This window comes from Pseudozobellia sp. WGM2, from assembly GCF_017810075.1.
Classification (GTDB): domain Bacteria; phylum Bacteroidota; class Bacteroidia; order Flavobacteriales; family Flavobacteriaceae; genus JADNYK01.
In genome coordinates, this window is record NZ_JADNYK010000002.1 from 222,616 (window position 1) to 237,849 (window position 15,234).

Annotated in this window: 14 protein-coding genes; 5 read left to right on the top strand and 9 right to left on the bottom strand. The window is 36.2% G+C overall.

The features are described from left to right. Genes IV512_RS04650 through IV512_RS04660 form a run of 3 tightly spaced genes read right to left on the bottom strand, consistent with a single transcriptional unit; the run spans position 1 to position 2,634 of the window. A complete protein-coding gene (locus IV512_RS04650) occupies positions 1-1,047 on the bottom strand; it encodes a glycosyltransferase family 9 protein (RefSeq protein WP_371743256.1) in 1,047 nt (348 codons plus the stop codon). Further along, a complete protein-coding gene (locus IV512_RS04655; RefSeq protein ID WP_209401153.1) occupies positions 1,034-1,636 on the bottom strand; it encodes a DUF4254 domain-containing protein in 603 nt (200 codons plus the stop codon). The genes IV512_RS04650 and IV512_RS04655 overlap by 14 nt, the downstream gene beginning before the upstream one ends. Positions 1,637-1,695: 59 nt before the next feature. After that, entirely contained in the window at positions 1,696-2,634 is a 939-nt protein-coding gene (locus tag IV512_RS04660; protein ID WP_209401155.1) for a hypothetical protein, read from the bottom strand. Between the two features lie 41 nt (positions 2,635-2,675). On the opposite strand from IV512_RS04660, the gene IV512_RS04665 reads away from it, so the two are divergent. Continuing rightward, positions 2,676-2,897 carry a uracil phosphoribosyltransferase gene (locus IV512_RS04665; RefSeq protein ID WP_209401157.1) on the top strand — a complete coding sequence of 74 codons (222 nt, stop codon included), beginning with the start codon at positions 2,676-2,678 and terminating at the stop codon, positions 2,895-2,897. Between the two features lie 54 nt (positions 2,898-2,951). Here IV512_RS04665 and purD read toward each other — a convergent pair whose 3' ends face one another. The 5 genes from purD to IV512_RS04690 all read right to left on the bottom strand — a co-directional run bounded on the left by purD (position 2,952) and on the right by IV512_RS04690 (position 9,133). Beyond that, a complete protein-coding gene (gene purD / locus IV512_RS04670; protein ID WP_209401158.1) occupies positions 2,952-4,223 on the bottom strand; it encodes a phosphoribosylamine--glycine ligase in 1,272 nt (423 codons plus the stop codon). A 136-nt stretch (positions 4,224-4,359) separates the two neighbouring features. Continuing rightward, positions 4,360-5,619, bottom strand: coding sequence for a glycosyltransferase family 4 protein (locus IV512_RS04675; RefSeq protein ID WP_209401160.1), 1,260 nt, complete (start codon positions 5,617-5,619; stop codon positions 4,360-4,362). Positions 5,620-5,729: 110 nt separating this feature from the next. Continuing rightward, complete coding sequence (locus tag IV512_RS04680; RefSeq protein WP_209401162.1) at positions 5,730-6,926, bottom strand: glycosyltransferase family 4 protein; 1,197 nt, start codon at positions 6,924-6,926, stop codon at positions 5,730-5,732. Next, complete coding sequence (gene wecB / locus IV512_RS04685) at positions 6,926-8,014, bottom strand: non-hydrolyzing UDP-N-acetylglucosamine 2-epimerase (protein WP_209401164.1); 1,089 nt, start codon at positions 8,012-8,014, stop codon at positions 6,926-6,928. The genes IV512_RS04680 and wecB overlap by 1 nt, the downstream gene beginning before the upstream one ends. Beyond that, positions 8,015-9,133, bottom strand: a complete 1,119-nt coding sequence (locus IV512_RS04690) for a glycosyltransferase family 4 protein (protein ID WP_209401166.1) — start codon at positions 9,131-9,133, stop codon at positions 8,015-8,017. 365 nt (positions 9,134-9,498) lie between these two features. Between IV512_RS04690 and IV512_RS04695 the strand changes: the two genes are divergently transcribed. The 4 genes from IV512_RS04695 to IV512_RS04710 are packed head-to-tail and all read left to right on the top strand — an operon-like array spanning position 9,499 to position 14,570. Further along, on the top strand, positions 9,499-10,188 hold the full coding sequence (locus tag IV512_RS04695; RefSeq protein ID WP_209401167.1) for a DUF4956 domain-containing protein: 690 nt from the start codon (positions 9,499-9,501) through the stop codon (positions 10,186-10,188). 25 nt (positions 10,189-10,213) lie between these two features. Continuing rightward, entirely contained in the window at positions 10,214-13,216 is a 3,003-nt protein-coding gene (locus IV512_RS04700; RefSeq protein WP_209401169.1) for a hypothetical protein, read from the top strand. Next, positions 13,197-13,922 (top strand): VTC domain-containing protein, encoded by a 726-nt coding sequence (locus IV512_RS04705; RefSeq protein WP_209401171.1) that lies wholly within the window; start codon positions 13,197-13,199, stop codon positions 13,920-13,922. The genes IV512_RS04700 and IV512_RS04705 overlap by 20 nt, the downstream gene beginning before the upstream one ends. A gap of 33 nt (positions 13,923-13,955) precedes the next feature. Next, positions 13,956-14,570: an inorganic diphosphatase gene (locus IV512_RS04710; protein WP_209401172.1), complete on the top strand. Its 615-nt coding sequence runs from the start codon at positions 13,956-13,958 to the stop codon at positions 14,568-14,570. 264 nt (positions 14,571-14,834) lie between these two features. On the opposite strand, the gene IV512_RS04715 is transcribed toward IV512_RS04710, so the two are convergent. Next, positions 14,835-15,161, bottom strand: coding sequence for a D-glucuronyl C5-epimerase family protein (locus IV512_RS04715; protein ID WP_209401174.1), 327 nt, complete (start codon positions 15,159-15,161; stop codon positions 14,835-14,837). Positions 15,162-15,234 lie beyond the last annotated feature (73 nt).

Below are 15,234 nucleotides of genomic sequence, written 5' to 3' on the forward strand. Positions count from 1 at the left end.
TCATCTATCCAATGTCTTATAAATTTTAGATAGTATCTGCTTTGGTGATACTGTCTCAATGGCCCTTTCATAACCTTCTGGCACTTTATTTCCGTAAACCGATGTCGGTATTAACGGATACTTGTCCCGGTCGGCCAAAAGTGCATTTTTAATCGGCTGACCGAACGGATAAAAACCTGCGTAAGGGTGGGTGACCCCCCAAATAGAGACGACTGGCACCCCATACATCGCAGCCAGATGGCCATTACCACTATCCATTGAAACCATTAAATCTAGATTAGAGACTAATGCGAGCTCTTCGGAATATGATAATTTACCCACCACGTTAACTGCGTTTTCATATGAGCTTTCTAATTTTTTCAATTTTTCTTTTTCGGAGACACCTCCACCAAAAAGAAATATTTTAAATTTATTAGAGGCATTTAATTCGTCGACCACCTGTTGCATAAGCTCAAGTGGATACATTTTGCCAGCAAAGGCGGCAAAAGGCGCTATACCTATCCACTGTTTAGCATCTTGACCAATTAAATTATTTACTTTTTCGGGGCATTTCTCTTTGGCCAGAACGTGACTGGACTCTAATTCGAAAGGAAACCCCAAGGCCGTAAAAACATCAACATAGCGTTGATGGGTAGATGTCAAAGGTTTGAAAACTTTGTTTTTTGATCGGGTCAGGGCTTTTCTGCCCGCTCTATTTTTGTCTATCTGTTTGAAAGGAGTTTTATCAAAACCAAAATAACGTTTCAAAACCTTGCTACGCAAGACATTGTGTAAATCGGCAACTGCGTTAATCTTTAATAATTTGAGTTCTTTGTAGAGCTTCCATAAACCGAACACCCCCTTATGCCTTCCCTTAACGTCTGCTTCAAAAACTTCAACATTTTTGAGTTGAGAGAACATCGGCTTGAAAAAACTTCTGGTCAACACTGTAATTTGTACGGTAGGGTATTTGTCAACGAACGCCACAAGTACGGGTACGGTCATCGCAGCATCACCCATAGCGGATAAACGAATGACCAAAATGTGGGGTCTTTTATTTTTGTCCACGGAGTATGGGGTTCATTTCTTCATCGTTGTACATTTTCATCTGCCGATAGACCTTCATGTATTTTTTTCCGGTTTCGATGTCATATAAGAGTTGATCGATTGCAGTTGAAAGATCTTTACGCTGTTCTAACAGCACATTCAGTTTAGCGCTACATTTTTGAACGTGTTCAGATGAGGCATCTTTTCGAGATACCTCTTCTTGCATATGATAAATCTTTAAAGCTAAAATTGATAATCGATCAATTGCCCAAGCAGGGCTCTCGGTATTGATACTAGCATCATCCAGCGGTTCTACCGATTGGTATTTTTCCAAGAAATAACTGTCGATATATTCTACTAGATCTGTTCGATCTTGATTGCTCGCATCAATTTTTCTTTTCAACGCAAGTGCAGCATTGGGCTCGATTTCGGGATCACGAATAAGATCTTCGTAATGCCATTGAACCGTATCTATCCAATTCTTTCTAAATAAAAGTCTTGCAATATCATCTTGGGCGTAGGGGTTAACAAAGGTCTGGTCGACCGTATCTTTTATATGATATTTCTGAATACTCTCTTCAAATATTTTATAGGCAAAGTCAGTGAACATATCGTGTATTTTATGGCAAAGTTATCAATTACTAAGGTCTTGGTCGGTTTTAGGCAATTCTATTTTAGAGCCATGCTACTGAAAAAAACTATAAATGGTAATGCAATACTTGCCATGAGTATAATTTCCTTAATATTCGCGCGTCTTATCGATTCAATATATTTCGTAAAAAATACCACGGCCGGAAAAAATGTGACCATAATTGGATAAACGTTATCTGAAAGCTTTAAGACATTCAAGATAATACCAAGCACGAATGAGAGGGCTATCAATCGCATATTGATAACCTGTCCGATATTTCCCTTACCCAACTTTATGATGGCTAAAAGTCCGATTATCAAAGTACCCAATGTATAGAATATAAGTTTCGTACTATGGCCCCAGTACGAGAAGTATACCATGTTAGGTGAAAATTTGAATTGGTAGTGGCGCATCCAAAAATCAGTATTGTTAGATAGCACCAAAACGCATTCGGTAATCATAAAGAAAGTGAAAACGGCCGCTATGGGCACCAACCAGTTTTTAGTTACTTTGGGTTGGTAAAAATATATAGCAGCAAAAACCAGAATCAAGAAGAGAACTGCCCAATCATAAAAAAGAGTAGAGACCAATACCCATAATGTGGCATCGAACAACTTAAACTTGATTGTTTTTAGAGATTTCATGCTCACTAATCTTCTTGATGCCAAAAGAAGAAAGAAGCTGCAAAAAATAGCGTTGGAGTCTGCCAAAGTTTCAGGAAAAATGACAGTCAACAAAGCATAAAATAAAATCGGGAAAGAATTTGTACCCGTAATTTTGTTTCTCTTTACAATAAAATTGACAACGAATATGCTGAAGAACAAAACCGCCAGTATCAATACTTGCCCAATCAACTGGTCAGGCGCATAAATTTTATGAAAAAGGGAGAAATGTACCAGCCAGTAAAAAACGAACAAGAATGAGAGAACAATAATGTAATTAATTGGCTTTGTTTTGCCAAAAATGATTGAAATCATCCCGACTTTTTATATTTTTGCAGGTAAATATAGGTAATAAGATGACTTCATTTTTTAAAGGAATAGAGGATTTATTTGTAAACCATCTATTTTGGCCATTGGACCAACTTCGTTTTATGGAGAGTTGGTGGGGCGCCAATTTCTTGAACTGGATATTTATGTTGATCGGCTTCGCCGGATTTGTCTATTGGATGTTGCAATTGAAGCAATACGACGACAATAACGAAGAAGATAAGACGATCAGTTCACATTCTTACTTGTAAGCCTTTAAGGATTCCCTGCGAAAGGAATCCTTAATAGCTGATTTCTTTGGTTTTCTACAAATCGAATCCGATATCTTTTCGATAGTTCATACCGTCAAAAGTGATGTTATGAATATTTTTGTATGATACTTCAAGGGCTTGCTCAAAATTATCTCCGAAGGAAGTAATTGCCATAACCCTACCGCCATCAGTTACTACTTTGTCACCATCAATTTTAGTCCCGGCGTGAAAGACCAATGAATCTTCTATAGCATCGAAGCCCTTCATTTCTTTTCCTTTTTGGTATGCTTCCGGATATCCACCTGAAACCAACATAACGGTGGCCGCAGTACGATTATCCAATTCTAAGTCGATTTCATCAAGTTTCTGATCCGCTACGGCCTGAAATAGCTCTACCAAATCAGTTTTAATTCGAGGCATCACCACTTCGGTTTCTGGATCCCCCATTCGAACATTGTATTCAATGACCTTAGGATCATCACCAACTTTTATTAGACCGATGAAGATAAAACCTTTGTAAGGCAGGTTATCCGTTTTAAGGCCTTCTACCGTGGGCTTGACAATCTGGTCGTGTATTTTATTCATGAACTCTTTATCCGCGAAAGGAACTGGGGAGATTGCGCCCATTCCTCCTGTATTGAGACCCGTATCATCTTCACCGATACGCTTGTAATCTTTAGCTGTTGGTAACACTTTGTAACCTTTTCCGTCGGTAAGGACGAATACACTTAATTCTATACCCGACAAAAACTCTTCTATAACCACAGTTGTGCTGGCCGAACCAAATTTTTCATCTACCAACATCGTTTTAAGTTCTCTTTTGGCTTCGTTTAAATCATTAAGAATTAAAACTCCCTTTCCTGCTGCAAGTCCATCAGCTTTTAGTACATATGGAGCATTTAATGTTTCCAGAAATGAATAGCCCTCACTTAATGTTTCAGCCGAAAAACTTTGATATGCGGCTGTAGGAATACCGTGGCGCATCATGAACTTTTTGGCAAATTCTTTACTACCCTCAAGTTCTGCTGCTGCCTTTTGAGGACCCAAAACAGGAATATGTTTAATTTCTTGGTCATTTAAATAATAATCATGAACTCCGTTGACCAATGGGTCTTCAGGCCCAACCACGACCATATCGATATTATTTTCTAATGTAGCTGCTTTTATGGCATCAAAATCGTTTACACCGATTGGTATGTTTGTGGCAATTTTTGCCGTTCCCGCGTTACCCGGCGCAACAAAAAGTTTCGGACTGTGTTTTGATTGGCTTAGTTGCCACGTGATGGTGTGCTCTCTACCGCCAGAGCCTAGTACAAGAATATTCATGCTTAAAGTTTGTGCAAAAATACGCTTTGAACAGGAATTTTAAGGCACTTGTGAAATAATTAGAAGTAAAAACTAGATCTAAGTAAGGTTTAGTGTAATTTCACTCTTGTATAAGAAATAGTTCAGCTAAATATGGTTAAAGTTCGCCATTGATAGAATTCGCCTTATCACTTTTCTTAGGTTTAATCATGGGTTCACCATTTAAGGAATCATTCTTTTGACCAGATGGTTCGCCCATGGCATTTTTTCTATCCTTCTTTTTTAAGCTTCCCTTCTCTTCTACTCTCGACTTTATTTTCTCAACTTTTCGTTTAAGTAGTATTTTTTGTTTTAGCGTTGCGAAATTATAATTGTATTTAAAAAAGATATAACCTAGGAGGATAACTACTGAAACCAACATGATGACCATACCTAAATTCTTGGCGGTGCTTCCTAAAACTATAAAAAGCATCACAAACATCAAATTGAAGCAGCCGATAATGAAACTGGCTTGTTTATGCGTAAGGCCCCAATAGTCAATTAAAACATGGTGAGTATGATTGCGATCTGGTGAAAAAGGGCCCTTTTTATTAGCTATTCTGATGGCAAATACCCTTGCGGTATCGAATAGGGGAACGATTAGTATACTTATTGCTATCAATGGAGCGTTTTCCAGCAAAAAAGGTAAGTCAGTATAGGCTGTAGGTCTCAGCGCTAAAAATTTTAATGTTAAAATACTAATGATGAAGCCTACTATCAGAGAGCCGGTATCTCCCATAAATATTTTCTTGTCGGAAGATAGATTAAATCCTAGAAAAGCCATTAAGCTAGCGTTCATGGTGATGCTTAACAAGGCAAAGAAATATTCTTCGGTCATGTAAAAAATAGTCGTATAAATCACCATTATAACCATACCTACTACCGATGCCAATCCATCAATACCATCAATTAGGTTATACGAGTTAATAATGGTCAACATCATAAACCCCCCAATAATCAAATACAGATAGTAAGGAATTTCGTTGATGTTTAAAAATCCATTTAATGAATGGATGGTAAAGCTGGGATTGACCAAAATAAAGACTATCGCAAAAGCCTGTGCTAAGAGTTTTGCGCCTGGTGATATGACTACCAAATCATCTTTAAGTCCTATAATAAAAAGAATAGTCAATCCTGGTATTAAATACATGGTCTCATCAAAAACATCTCGCCCTCGTATAAAGAAAAGGGCTAAAATTAGAGTATAATAGAATGCTACTCCCCCTAAAGTAGGGGTTCTCGTAGAGTGTGAGCTTCTTTGATTGGGGTCATCCATCAGGCGCTTGTACTCAACCACCTTGATAATCTTAGGTATGGTCAAATAGGTCAAGAGAAAAACCCCTATAAATACTAGTATGGCAGTTTCAAGAAAAAACAAAAGGTTTGTATTTTAATCAAAAGTAGTAAATGTTTAAACTATTGAACTATACAAGCTAAATTTTCAGCGTTTTAGATTAAGAATACCACTAAAACACTATAGTGTATACTTCAGTTTTTTAAGAATTGTAACATACTATTCGCCAAACTCTTTCTGTCTATAATATCTCGAACCTGTTGAAAATCTATTTGAATATTACTCGTCTCAGAAAGAGCTTGGTCAACACTTGAGAGAAAGCTAGTCATATCTTCTGGCATAAATGTAATACCTAATCGATTTTCTACTACGAACTCTTCTGCCTCACCCTTAACACCTAATAAAATCGGTGTTTTCATCGCGACCAGTTCATTCATTTTAGACGGTAAAGCCCCAAGAAAAACTGGGGAATCAATAAGATTTACCAAGCCCATATCAAGAATGGAAATATATCGCTTTACATCTGCCTTTGGCACAGGATCTATAAATGTCGTGTTTGTTAACCCTAATTCTTTGTTCAGCTCTAAAAGACCATCTTTGGCCGCACCGGACCCAACGAAAAGAAAATGAACTTTTGGATTGTTTATTTTTGCAGCCGATTTTAGAATAAAATCTAAAGCATGGGCCATACCATGTGTGCCAATATAACCAATAATAAATTTATCTTGTAAACCTAATTCAGAGGTTAGAAAATCGTCCTTTGGCACAGGATAAAATTGATCAAAATCTACACCATTTCTTACTACCAACACCTTTTCTTCGGCTATGCGGTGCTCATTAATTATTTCTTTGCGAATGTAAGCGGTTGCCGTAATAATTTTCCATGCACTTTTATAAAGCTTATGCTCTAAATATTCAAAGAAACGAATGGCCGCATTGTCTTTCATCGCACCGACAACCTTTACCGATTCAGGCCAAAGATCCCGAACCTCCATGACCCACTTTTTTCGCTTCCAAAAACCCAGCCATCTGCCTGAAACGGCAGTAAAAAACTGAGGTGAAGTAGCAACTATCAAATCGGTCTTGATAAAAAGACCCGTAATAAATGAGGTAATCATATAACTTAGAAAATCAAAGATCCTCTTAACAAAACCTTTGTTCTCTGCCATAAAAGACCATACTCGAATTACTCGAATACCTTCTACCCACTCTACTTGATACAACTTGTTCTTATACCCCTCATAAACCTTACCATAAGGAAAATTTGGAAAACAGGTAATCACCGTTACCTCTTCTCCCTGCTTAACCCATTCCCGGCAATGTTCATAGGTTCTATGTGCGGGTGCATTGGTTTCCGGTATAAAATTGTCGGTTAAAAAAAGAATTCTCATTATGTAGTATGCCCAACTAATTCTTCAACAATAATATTACCAGTATCACCTTGTCCATAAAGATTGATGTTAAAATCAATACCCTTGTTTTCTAAATCATTGAATGCAGCCAATATGCGATTTTTGTTCGAGCCGGTTAAAAAGTTGACCCCGTTCTGTATCAACTCTACCCATTCGGTTTCATCTCGGACCGTAATGCATGGCTTTTTAAAGAAAAATGCTTCTTTTTGTAAACCGCCGCTATCAGTAATAACACAGCTGCTGTTCTTTAAAAGCCAAATCATTTCAAAGTAACCGACAGGTTTTAAAATCTGAATATCCTTACCAGGTACAATATCGAACTCATTAAGCTTTTTAATGGTTCTCGGGTGCAATGGTAGTATAACTTTTTTTTGCTTTGCAATTTCTGCCAAAGCATCAAAAATTTCCGTCAACTTTCCCTTATCGTCCGTATTCTCTTGTCGATGTATAGTAGAGAGTATAAAGTCGGCTTCTGCCGTAACTGTTTCTGGACGCTCGGCACGATCGGTATAGTAGAGTGCAGCATCGTACATTACATCGCCACATTTAATTTGCGTAATATCGAGATTAAAATACCCTTCCTTTTTAAGATTTTCTATGGCCGTGTCAGTTGGGCAAAAAAGAATATCACTAATTCTATCGGTCAATATTCTATTGATTTCTTCAGGCATATCCATATTAAAAGAACGTAAACCCGCCTCTACATGAGCTACTTTAATATGCATTTTTTTTGCCGCCAGTGCACCCGCAATGGTTGAATTGGTATCACCATAGACCAAGACCCAGTCAGGTTTTTCTTCAACTAGCACCTCTTCAATCTTCGTCAACATTTTACCTGTCATTGCGCCGTGAGAAAGACTGTTGATTTCAAGATTATAATGTGGTTTTGGTATGTTCATCTGATCAAAGAATACTGAGCTCATATTTTCATCAAAGTGTTGGCCCGTATGCACAATTAGTTCCGTTATCTTTGAATCGTTATGTTTATTATATTCTTCAATAGCTCTACTGACAACGGCCGCTTTAACAAATTGGGGCCTTGCACCTACTATAGTGATTATTTTCATTTATAGATTTTTATAAATTTTCAATAATTCTTCTTGTTCTGATTCCCAATTATATTTTTGTTTAATCGCCTTTCTGCCATTTGCCCCCATTAACTGCGCTTTCTCATCATTTTCAATCAACTCCTTCATTGCGCTAGCTATTTCTTTAACATTCAATGGATCAACACAGACCCCACATTTTTCGTCTTCTATAATAGTCTTCCAAAGTTTGAAGTCAGAGGCAATTACTGGTATCCCCGCGGCCATGTATTCAAACATTTTTACCGGTAGAGAATCTAAGTAATTTATTGTAGGGTGCAATGTCACTAAGCCCACTTTTGATTTGCCAAGTACATCTATTATTTCCTCCCTATTTAAAAAGCCTAAGAAATCTACAAATTTCCACCCTTTATTTTTAATCAATTTACTCTTATACGTCACCGGTAAAAAAACCCCTGCCAACAACATTCTTTTCTCGATTAGTGCAAGAGCCTCAATGTTTTCATAGTTTCCACGTACTTCGGAAATACCTCCAATATAGCAAACCACATCTTCTTTTTCCTCCCAATTCGTATCTAAACTAGGGAATTCTTTTAAAAAAGGATAATTATGAATGCTTGTAGTGTTGATATTTACAAGGAGAAACCTCTTCTGAATATGTTCCGTTGAAGTAATTACATGAGTGAATTTTTTGGCAATTCTGCATTCGATTTTTTCAACTACAAAGGAAATAGCCTTCTTTAAGACAAAATGGATATATGGTTTGGTCAAGATTTGACGAGGTACATCTTCATGCACATCGTAGATTACTTTTTTGTCTGTTTTAAGTAATCTAGAACCAACAAACACTAATTCTGGGTCATGAAAATGATAAACATCACAATTAAGCTCTAGTGCTTTCTTCAAAACCCTATTGGAAATGTTTAAAAACCTATCGTATCGTCCTCTGGGCTTACCTACATCAAATATCTTTATATTGTTTTTTACTTCATTCCCCAGCCCATCAGCCACTATTAGACATACGTCATAGCCATTATTTTCCAGAGATTGACACTCTTTGATAAAAATTCGGGTATCATACCTAGGATGTACTGAGGTCAAGTGGCAGACTTTGCCTTTACGCATTTTTTCATTTACCAAAATATCCATCAACTACCTTAATTAGAAGAATAGTCACAAAAGTATCATTTACAACCCACATTCTACTAAAAATGCTCTCTTATCCTTCGAGGTCAGGTTGTGAAGTGGGAATTAATGTTATTTAAAATGTAAGTAATTATCCATTACTACAAGATTTATTCCGAAAGTCTTTAAAATTTAAGAATTCTAAAATTAATATTGGCTAACAATTGAAGTCGAACTTATGTTAAATCAGATTTGAACTTAAAAAGCAATTGCGAAGCGGTATGTTATATAAGAAAAAACTTTCATCTGTTTTTTATACCGTAATAGTTTGTTTTCTTTGCGTTAATTTAACCTTAATAAAACATTTAATAAACATTACCATGAACGACCTATTTAACCAACTTAGCTTTGAGTCGGGTGAAAGCTTTTCAGTGCTGAACTACTGCATAAACATTATTCTGTGTTCGGCATTATTATTTATTCTCTCTTTGATTTTCGTAAAGTACGGCCGATCACTTTCAAACAGAAACCAGCTCTCGAAGGTCTTAATCGTGGTAGGTGTTACTACCTTTATAATTATTAGTATCGTCAAATCTTCTTTGGCTTTATCGTTAGGTCTGGTAGGTGCTCTTTCCATTATTAGATTTAGAACAGCAATAAAAGAACCTGAAGAGTTAGGTTACTTTTTCATAGCAATTTCCATTGGACTTGGTTTTGGTGCGAATCAATTATTACCTACCGTAATAGGTGCCTTGGTCTTATTCGTTATTATTTATTTGTCTAGCTTTAAAAAAACAAAAAACACTACCAGTCAAAACCTTCTGATTAATCTAAAAAATGCCGACATGTCATCTAGGGTAGAGATTCAATCAAAAATTACGGACATAATTACCAACAATTCGTCCCGAACCGAATTGATTCGGCTTAATATTGATACCCACAGCCTTGATTTTAATTTTTTGGTTGTATTAAAAAATTATGAATATGTAAACACCATTACTAATGATTTGACCCGTTTAGACGAAAATATGTCAATAACGTTTATTGATAGCCAAAACATGACCATATAATCTAATTTATATTTAAAGCACGACAATGCTCATTCATTCAAAAGAAAAATATCGCGGAGGTAAAATAATTGCTGTCATTACTTTAATCGTAATACTTCTTGTTCTATTAAAAATTTTAGCCCAATCAAATTCAAAAATTTTTGATAGTGCCTCTACCGAAAAAGATGAGCAGAAAGTAATAAATACTCCTACCGTATTAAATTCTTTAGTTGCCAAAGAACAAATCTCGAACAAAACTAATGAGATATACAACAGCGATACATTTTCATTATACCTGCTAGACCATTTTGGAGTTCCATATCTTTTGATAGACTATCCTAAAGAACTCTCAACACAGCAACGAACCGGTGGGTTTTATGTTTTTCTATTTCTCAAAGACCCTTACGATTGGAAGAAAGTCAATAAAAGGCATGATCATATTATACTACACAAAAAATCTTTGACCCCATTTGAAATCGAAATAGCTGACGAAAAGCATAGTGTGTTCAAATTTCCTTTAACGCATTCTCATTTCGACTTCGAAAATTTGAAAGCAATTGAATTTGTTAGACAAACTGAAGTAACAGGTAGATTTGAAGAGGCAAAAATCACAGTTCATCCCGACCTTTTAATTAAGCAAAAAACCACTGCGCTAAGCACGCTTCAAATTGCCCTAAAGTCGAAAGATTTAACTAAAATAACGAGCAAAAGAAACAAAGCCCTAGAGTCGGGAATACTAGTAACCAATGATGACGATTTTGTAAAAGCCGATATAAGTACTTTAGAGCAAAAAAACATCAATGCTGAAATTCGGTTGAAAGGAGATTGGACAGATCATCTCGAACACCCCACCAAATGGTCATATCGAATCGTTCCAGATGGTGAAGAAACAGTTTTTCGTATGCGTAAATTCTCTGTGCAACACCCTAAATCGCGAAATTATATTTGGGAATGGCTATTTAACAAGGTAGTAAAGGATAATGGGCTTGTTGGTCTACGGTACGAATTTCTAGATGTTCAAATGAATATTATAGATAAAGATTCTGTCGTGCCTATGGGTATCATGGCCATGGAAGAGAGTTTTGATAAAATTTTAATTGAGAACAATAAAAGAAGGGAGGGCCTCATTCTAGGCTTTGATGAATCTAAACTTTGGGATGAAAGAAAGCAGGTGAGAGATCTGTTATTAACCTACCCCAAGGATGCCGACGTACCTAATACTAAAGAATTGCCCATTAAAGTCTACAACCAGAACAAAACCCTGAGTTCTCCCGTGTTAAAAAAGCAGTTCATCACGGCAAAAAATTTATTAGTCGGCTTAAGGGATGAAAAGCTAAATCTGTCAGACGCTTTCGACATAGACAAACTAACCTTATATATAGCTCTCTCTAATCTTTTCGGCGGGCATCATGGTCTTCATATGGAAAACATAAGGCTATATTATAATCCCGTTATTAACAAACTGGAACCTGTATCATTTGATTCCAATTCTGGGTATGAGGTAACCTCACTTAGAGAATATCCAGTTGGAGTCCATGACCCACTATTCACGCAAAAATTAGTGGAAAATTATGAAAAAGTTTCCTCAACAAAATTCATAGACAGTTTTCTGAATAAATACAAAAAAGAATTAAATAGTTTATACCATAACCTGTCAACAGAATTCGAAGATGCCAAACTTGACCTTAGCGTGTTAGAGCATAATGCCAATCTTATAAAAAAGAAAATTCGACCTAATACTCCCATAGATATTTCATTCATCTCTAAAGATGATAAGGGCATTAGTGTCGAAGTAAAAAATTTTTCAGAATTTCCCGTAGTTATTAATAATCTAATTTTATCGAATAAGAAGTCTTTGAACCAAAAAAAACAAAATATCATTGTTCAACCCAAAGATACCGCTACGGTGGGCTTCTCTTTAAAGAAATCATTCAATAATGCCTTCGTTTCTAAAAAAAATAAAGAAGGAGGGTTTCGTTACCCGAAAGACTTGGATAAGATTCAAATTACCCACCATATTCTGGGATCCTCTTATACTTATCGTAGTGCAATTGTAGCTTTTCCTTCAAATTTAGATGAGGAAGTAATTAATAAAACAAAACTGACAGAAAATTATAATGAATTCGATTTCGTTCTATTTGATGAGAAGAATAAAAGCATAACGTTCAAATCTGGGCACTTTGTACTTGATCGAGTAATTGTAATACCCCCTCAACATCATGTTACCGTTGAGAAAGGTTTTTCTCTTGATCTTCGCAATCAGGGATCAATTCTATCAGACTCACCCTTTACCTGTGTTGGCACCGAAGAGGAACCTATACAATTTTATTCAAGAGATGGTACGGGAGGGGGAATACTGATATCATCGGCCACTGATTCATCTACAATTTCACATACTAGCTTTAAAAATTTATCGGTTCCCAGCTTGAAATACTGGGAACTCTCGGGCTCGGTAAATTTTAATGAAACTCATGTGGATATAAATAATTGTCTGTTCGCCGACAATCGTTCTGAAGATGCATTAAATATTATCAATTCAACATTCACCTTAGATTCATCTACTTTTGAAAATACTTTTTCAGATTCCTTCGACGGTGACTTTGTAAAGGGCAGTATATCAAACTCTACTTTCAATAATTCAGGAAATGATGGTATAGATGTTTCTGGTTCAACAATTGCTCTTAAAAATATTGTAATTAACAATCCTTCCGATAAAGGACTCAGTGCAGGAGAAGGGAGCACTATGACAGGAAATTCTGTAACAATTAATGGGGGAGAAATAGGAGTAGTGAGCAAAGATCTGTCGGAAATAGATTTGTCGGAAATTGCGATTAAAAATACAAGATTGGCCATTGCCTGTTTTCAAAAAAAGAGCGAATACGGTCCTGGCAAAATAGTTTTAAAAAACATCTTGTTCTCTGAGAACGAGGTGGCCCATCTAATTGCCCCTGAATCCGTGTTTATTCTTGACAATATACCTGTGGAGGAAAAAGTAGAAGGGGTAATCGATAAAATGTACGGAAACGAATATGGCAAAAGTAGCAGATAAACCTCTAGAGCCTCAGACTGCATCGAGTTTGCGCTATGAGCGTAAATTTCACTACGCAAATACACCAGTTGAAACTATTATTCAACGCGTGCATAACAACGCTTTCGGCTTCCATGAAATTTATTATAAGAGAAAGGTGAATAATATTTATTTTGATGATGGCAACTATAATTTTTACAAACAGAATGTTTCAGGAGTCGCTAGTCGAAAAAAACTAAGATTGCGATGGTATGGTGATGATACTTGTAAAATTGAAGGCCCCACTCTTGAAGTTAAGAAGAAGATGGGTGAGGTAGGTGATAAAGATTCTTATAAATTAAAGGGCATATCATTTGATTTAGGTAAACAAAAACCTCATGAAATTCAGGCAATACTACTTGGTGAAACCAAGGAATTGATGTCTATTAGACATTCTTTTGAAACGGTGCATCCAACATTGCTGAATACTTATGAGCGGCGTTATTTTTTATCCTTCTGTGGCCGCTACCGAATTACTGTAGATTACAACCAAAAGTTTTACAATCCAAATTATATTACTTACCAGAACAGCGAGATACGTATAAATGATACCGTGCTTGAATTAAAGTATGCTACGCAAGACGATCATGAGGCCAGAACGGTATCTCAACAAATTGATGCTAGACTATCTAAAAACTCAAAGTACGTTACCGGAATTAACCTCTTGTACCACCCACAGCTTTTATAGTAGAGACAAGTTCATTTTATATGCTAATTATCTATGATTGTGACAAAAAAAGCATTTTATATTCCCATCACCATTTGTATTGTTCTGCTTCACGCCTGTAAAAGCGCAATTAGTTACTATTCGCTACCTACATTTGTAAATGAGGGCACTGTTAATTGTGTTGTAGAAATTGCCGCAGGAACAAATAAAAAATATGAGTATAACCCAACATTAAATACGTTTGTCATAGATCAAGAAAATAGTCAAAATCGCATAATCGATTTTTTGCCTTACCCCGCAAACTATGGCTTTATTCCATCTACAATATCTAAAGAAGATGGTGGCGGGGACGGGGACGCTCTGGATGTACTGGTTATCTCAGAAGCTCTAGCGACCGGAACAGCAATAGAAAGTATTCCTATAGCTGTTTTAAAGTTGATTGACGACGGAGAAATCGATTATAAGGTAATAGCTGTTCCGGCAAACAAAAAAGCACGAGTAATTAATGCCATAAGCTTTGAAGAGATGCTTTCAACTTATCCGAATTTGTTGAAAATTTTAGAGCTTTGGTTTTTAAATTACAATAAAAACGATGTGAGCTTAGTTGAAGGCTGGGGTAACGAAAAGGAGGCTGCACAAGAAATCAAGAGACATCTAAAGACCAGATAGCGTTATATTAATATAAGACTTCGACAATATGACTTTAGAAATTATATAACACGGGGATTAGACTATCAAAAACTTAATCGTGCTTTGTCCGTATTACATCTTTAAAATTGAAATTTTCAGCTTCATCTTGCAAGCCGTTTAAGCCGCTTTTCACCAATTTATCCAATTTGCCGTTTGGGGCAAGTTGGTTTGCAGTTTCCAAACATACTAATGAAAATACAAACCCATTAAAACAGACTTTATAGATTCTTCGTTCATATCACCTCAGGCGTATTCGAGAATCCAGCTTGAGCCGTTGGAATAATCTTTCAAGCCGCCTTCTTTTCTATAACTTGTAGAAAGGTTTACAACTAAATTTTCTATAATCTTACTATTATCGGTTTCAAAGACCTTATCGGCATAAGTAAGGCCTGCCACTAAAGCAGAATTCCCCATTCCCGACCACCATCCTGGCTTTATTTTACCATGAGGAAAGTTATAATTAAAGCTACCATTATTAAAATACGTAGGGTCTTCATATAATTTGTCTATCAGTTCTAAGTATTGCTCACCCAGGTTTGAATAAATTGTATCATCCGTTTTTTTGAACATGTGTGTTCCATAGAACAAATACCTCCCTAAGTCCAAGAGGGTGAGATTTTATCTTGCTGAAGTAAAATCTTGT

Bases quoted from the DNA above. Each gene is read 5' to 3' on its own strand.
- IV512_RS04655 (WP_209401153.1), bottom strand. From the start codon at position 1,636: ATGTTCACTGACTTTGCCTATAAAATATTTGAAGAGAGTATTCAGAAA.
- IV512_RS04660 (WP_209401155.1), bottom strand. From the start codon at position 2,634: ATGATTTCAATCATTTTTGGCAAAACAAAGCCAATTAATTACATTATT.
- IV512_RS04665 (WP_209401157.1), top strand. From the start codon at position 2,676: ATGACTTCATTTTTTAAAGGAATAGAGGATTTATTTGTAAACCATCTA.
- purD (WP_209401158.1), bottom strand. From the start codon at position 4,223: ATGAATATTCTTGTACTAGGCTCTGGCGGTAGAGAGCACACCATCACG.
- IV512_RS04680 (WP_209401162.1), bottom strand. From the start codon at position 6,926: ATGAGAATTCTTTTTTTAACCGACAATTTTATACCGGAAACCAATGCA.
- wecB (WP_209401164.1), bottom strand. From the start codon at position 8,014: ATGAAAATAATCACTATAGTAGGTGCAAGGCCCCAATTTGTTAAAGCG.
- IV512_RS04695 (WP_209401167.1), top strand. From the start codon at position 9,499: ATGAACGACCTATTTAACCAACTTAGCTTTGAGTCGGGTGAAAGCTTT.
- IV512_RS04700 (WP_209401169.1), top strand. From the start codon at position 10,214: ATGCTCATTCATTCAAAAGAAAAATATCGCGGAGGTAAAATAATTGCT.
- IV512_RS04705 (WP_209401171.1), top strand. From the start codon at position 13,197: ATGGCAAAAGTAGCAGATAAACCTCTAGAGCCTCAGACTGCATCGAGT.
- IV512_RS04710 (WP_209401172.1), top strand. From the start codon at position 13,956: ATGATTGTGACAAAAAAAGCATTTTATATTCCCATCACCATTTGTATT.
- IV512_RS04715 (WP_209401174.1), bottom strand. From the start codon at position 15,161: ATGTTCAAAAAAACGGATGATACAATTTATTCAAACCTGGGTGAGCAA.